Annotated in this window: 4 protein-coding genes; 3 read left to right on the top strand and 1 reads right to left on the bottom strand. The window is 60.5% G+C overall.

The annotated features are described in order from the left end of the window. A partial coding sequence (locus tag VEZ52_RS11085) for a hypothetical protein (protein WP_324836862.1) occupies window positions 1-542 on the bottom strand: 542 nt, incomplete at its 3' end. A gap of 198 nt (window positions 543-740) precedes the next feature. On the opposite strand from VEZ52_RS11085, the gene rfbF reads away from it, so the two are divergent. From rfbF to VEZ52_RS11070, 3 genes are all read left to right on the top strand, one after another. Continuing rightward, window positions 741-1,505 (top strand): glucose-1-phosphate cytidylyltransferase, encoded by a 765-nt coding sequence (rfbF, locus tag VEZ52_RS11080; RefSeq protein WP_022658049.1) that lies wholly within the window; start codon window positions 741-743, stop codon window positions 1,503-1,505. A 124-nt stretch (window positions 1,506-1,629) separates the two neighbouring features. Beyond that, complete coding sequence (gene rfbG, locus VEZ52_RS11075; protein ID WP_324836861.1) at window positions 1,630-2,745, top strand: CDP-glucose 4,6-dehydratase; 1,116 nt, start codon at window positions 1,630-1,632, stop codon at window positions 2,743-2,745. Beyond that, window positions 2,745-3,242 (top strand): dTDP-4-dehydrorhamnose 3,5-epimerase family protein, encoded by a 498-nt coding sequence (locus VEZ52_RS11070; RefSeq protein ID WP_225529904.1) that lies wholly within the window; start codon window positions 2,745-2,747, stop codon window positions 3,240-3,242. The genes rfbG and VEZ52_RS11070 overlap by 1 nt, the downstream gene beginning before the upstream one ends. Window positions 3,243-3,371 lie beyond the last annotated feature (129 nt).

Here is a 3,371-nt window from a genome sequence, read left to right as displayed (position 1 = left end):
CTGGCAGTGCTTTCCATCACGGCCTGCCCAACCACCAACCACTTCTCGCCCACCTTGCGCAGGGCAAGCCAACTGGTCATGCGGGCGGGCGTAGTCACCTGCGCCACCGCCGCATCGGCCCCAAGCTCGGTAATCTTGGCGGTCTTCAGGCTTTCAGGCACCCACGGGCAATCAGGGGTGTCAGCCTTGCCGCACTGGGCCACCAGCTCGCCCGTGCTCACGCCGCGCATATACTGCTTTTGCAAGCGCGCCTGCATGTCCACCACGCTGCCCAGCAAGTCTTCCATGCCGCCCAGCCCGAGCAAGCGCCCCATGGAATCCAGGGCGTTGAGCGCCTGATCTTCGCGCGTCATATTTTTAATCTGGTTGGCTGCAAAAGGCTTCATGTCAATTTGAGCCAAAAAAGCCGCGCCGTCATTTTTGTTCAGGGCATCGGCCACGTCGTTCAGCGCCTTCTGCGGGCCGGAAGTAACGCAGGCCGCAACCAGTGCGCCCAGCAACAGCACCAGCGGCAACAGCAAACCACGGCGAAACAACTTCATAAATACCTCTCTTGCGCACAAAAAAGTTTGGGTTTGAATGCGCTTTGCTTATTCTACGCCGCGCGGGCGCAAATGCAAAGGGCATCCCGGCGGCCCAAGCCCCATTGCGGGGCTTTTTTTCCTTGCGCCCTTCTGCTACACATGGGCCACACGCCGCGAACGGAACAAGCCATGAAACGCGGCGGCAGGAGGCTTAGAATGAAAGTCATCATCATGTGCGGCGGCAAGGGTACGCGTCTGCGCGAAGAAACCTCGGTCAAACCCAAGCCCATGGTCGAGATCGGCGGACGGCCCGTGCTCTGGCACATCATGTCCATCTATGCGCGCTTTGGCTTCAAGGATTTTATCCTGCCCCTTGGTTACAAGGGCGAGGTCATCAAGCAGTATTTCCATGATTACAACATCCGCAATACGGATTTTACAGTTGACCTCAAGAGCGGCAACATCACCACCTACCCCAATCCCATCGAGGACTGGCGCGTGACCCTGTGCGACACCGGGCAGGAAACGCAAAAGGGTGGCCGACTCAAGCGCGTTGCCAAGCACATTGACACCGACCGCTTTATGGTTACTTACGGCGACGGCGTTGCCGATATCGACCTGAACAAGCTCATTGAGTTCCACAAGCAGTCGGGCAGCATAGGCACCTTTACGGGTGTGCGTATGCCCTCGCGCTTTGGCACGGTGCGCACCGATGCCGACGGCAAGATCCTTTCGTGGGAAGAAAAGCCCGTGCTGGACGAATTTATCAACTGCGGATTTTTCGTCTTCAAGCGCGAATTTCTTGACTACCTCACCGAGGACGAAGCCTGCGATCTGGAAAAAGAACCATTGCAGCGGCTTGCGGCGGAAGGGCAGCTTTCCATGTATCCGCACCCCGGCCAGTGGCAGTGCATGGACACGCTGCGCGACTCCATCAAGCTCAACGAGATGTGGGACGCGGGCAAGGCCTTCTGGATATAGACGGCGCTCCGCAACACGTACGTACAGCTTCGGCTGCGGCCTGCCCGTAGCCGAAGCCTGCTTCACTGGCTGCACATCCCCTTTCCGCGTCAGCCAACGCGCGAAAACCCAACGAGGAACCAACATGTTTGCCAACGCATATAAAGGACGCCGGGTCTTTGTAACCGGGCACACGGGATTCAAAGGTTCATGGCTTGCGGCATGGCTGACCCAGATGGGCGCAGTGGTCGGCGGTTTTTCCGACTGCGTGCCCACCACCCCCTCGCACTATGCCGCCATGGATCTTTGCGCGCACCTCGAAGCTGACGTGCGCGGCGACATCCGCGACCGCGAAAGCATGATCAAGGCCATGCGCCAATTCCGCCCCGATGTGGTCTTCCACCTTGCGGCTCAGGCACTGGTGCGCAAGTCGTATGACGACCCGGCCCTGACTTTTGAAGCCAACATGATGGGCACTCTCAACGTGCTTGAGGCTGTGCGCGCCTGCCCCGATGTGCAGGCCGTCATCATGATCACTTCCGATAAATGCTACCGCAACGATGAATGGGTCTGGGGCTACCGCGAAACCGACCACCTCGGCGGGCACGACCCCTACTCCGCCTCCAAGGGCTGCGCGGAGATCATCGCCCACTCCTATTTTGAAAGCTTTTTCAAGGATGGCCCCGCCTGCGCCACCGTGCGCGCCGGCAACGTGATCGGCGGCGGCGACTGGGCGCTGGATCGCATTGTGCCCGACTGCGCCCGCGCATGGGCCGCCGGGCAGCCGGTGCAGATCCGCAGCCCGTGGGCCACGCGCCCCTGGCAGCTCGTGCTGGAGCCTCTTTCCGGCTACCTGTGGCTTGGCGCGCGCCTGCTGCTGGGCCTCAACGAGCCTTTCAACCTGCGCGGTCAGGCCTACAACTTCGGCCCTGCGGCAGACGTCAACAATACCGTGGCTGAAGTGGTGGATGCCCTTGCCCTGCACTGGCCCGGCTTTGCCAGCGAGATGGACAAGAACGGTCAGGCTGGCATGAAGGAATGCACCCTGCTCAAGCTCTGCTGCGATAAAGCACTGGCGCATCTGGGCTGGAAGGCCACCCTCACCTTTGAGGAAACCATCCGCTACACTGCCGAATGGTACCACTGCTTCTATCAGGGCCAGAACGGCAAACAGCCACAGAACATGCTCGACTTCACCCTTGGGCAGATCGCGGCCTACGTCAACGCCGCCGAACAGCGCAATCAGGTGTGGGTAAAGTAATGAATACGGAAGAAATGACTGCGCAGGATGTAGGCATTGCAGGCGCACTGCTGCAACCCCTGAAGGTCATTCCGACAGAAGGCGGGCCGGTGCTGCACATGCTGCGCCCCGGTTCGCCCCTGTTGCCAGACTTCAGCAAGGGCTTTGGCGAAATCTATTTTTCAGAGGTGCTGCCCGGCCACGTCAAGGCCTGGAAGCGCCACACCCGCCAGACGCAGCATTTTGCCGTGCCTTCAGGCCTGCTGAAAATCGTGATGTATGACGACAGGCCGGATTCCGAAACGCGCGGCGTTTTGTGCGAACTGGCCCTTGGCAGGCCGGAACACTACGGCCTGCTGCGCATCCCCGTGAACGTGTGGTACGGCTTTACGGCCATGGGTGACGCCCCGGCGCTCATCTGCAACTGCGCCGACATCCCCCATGATCCCACCGAGGGGCAGCGTCTGCCCGCCGATGACCCTTCCATCCCCTACACATGGAGTGAAGGAGGCGTATAACATGCGCTGCGGCGATCTTTTGCGCGAGGCATGGGTTCCCCGCCCTGCCCTCGCGCCAAAGCTTACTTTCCGCCAACAGGCAAGGGCGTGGTGGCAGGCCTGCCGCCCGCCTTTTTTCATTACGGCGGC

The sequence above is a fragment of the Desulfovibrio sp. genome, assembly GCF_035644575.1.
Classification (GTDB): Bacteria; Desulfobacterota; Desulfovibrionia; order Desulfovibrionales; family Desulfovibrionaceae; genus Desulfovibrio.
Note: the sequence above shows the minus strand (reverse complement) of the source record. Positions and strands in the feature narration are given on the sequence as shown.

Bases quoted from the DNA above. Each gene is read 5' to 3' on its own strand.
- rfbG (WP_324836861.1), top strand. From the start codon at position 1,630: ATGTTTGCCAACGCATATAAAGGACGCCGGGTCTTTGTAACCGGGCAC.
- rfbF (WP_022658049.1), top strand. From the start codon at position 741: ATGAAAGTCATCATCATGTGCGGCGGCAAGGGTACGCGTCTGCGCGAA.
- VEZ52_RS11070 (WP_225529904.1), top strand. From the start codon at position 2,745: ATGAATACGGAAGAAATGACTGCGCAGGATGTAGGCATTGCAGGCGCA.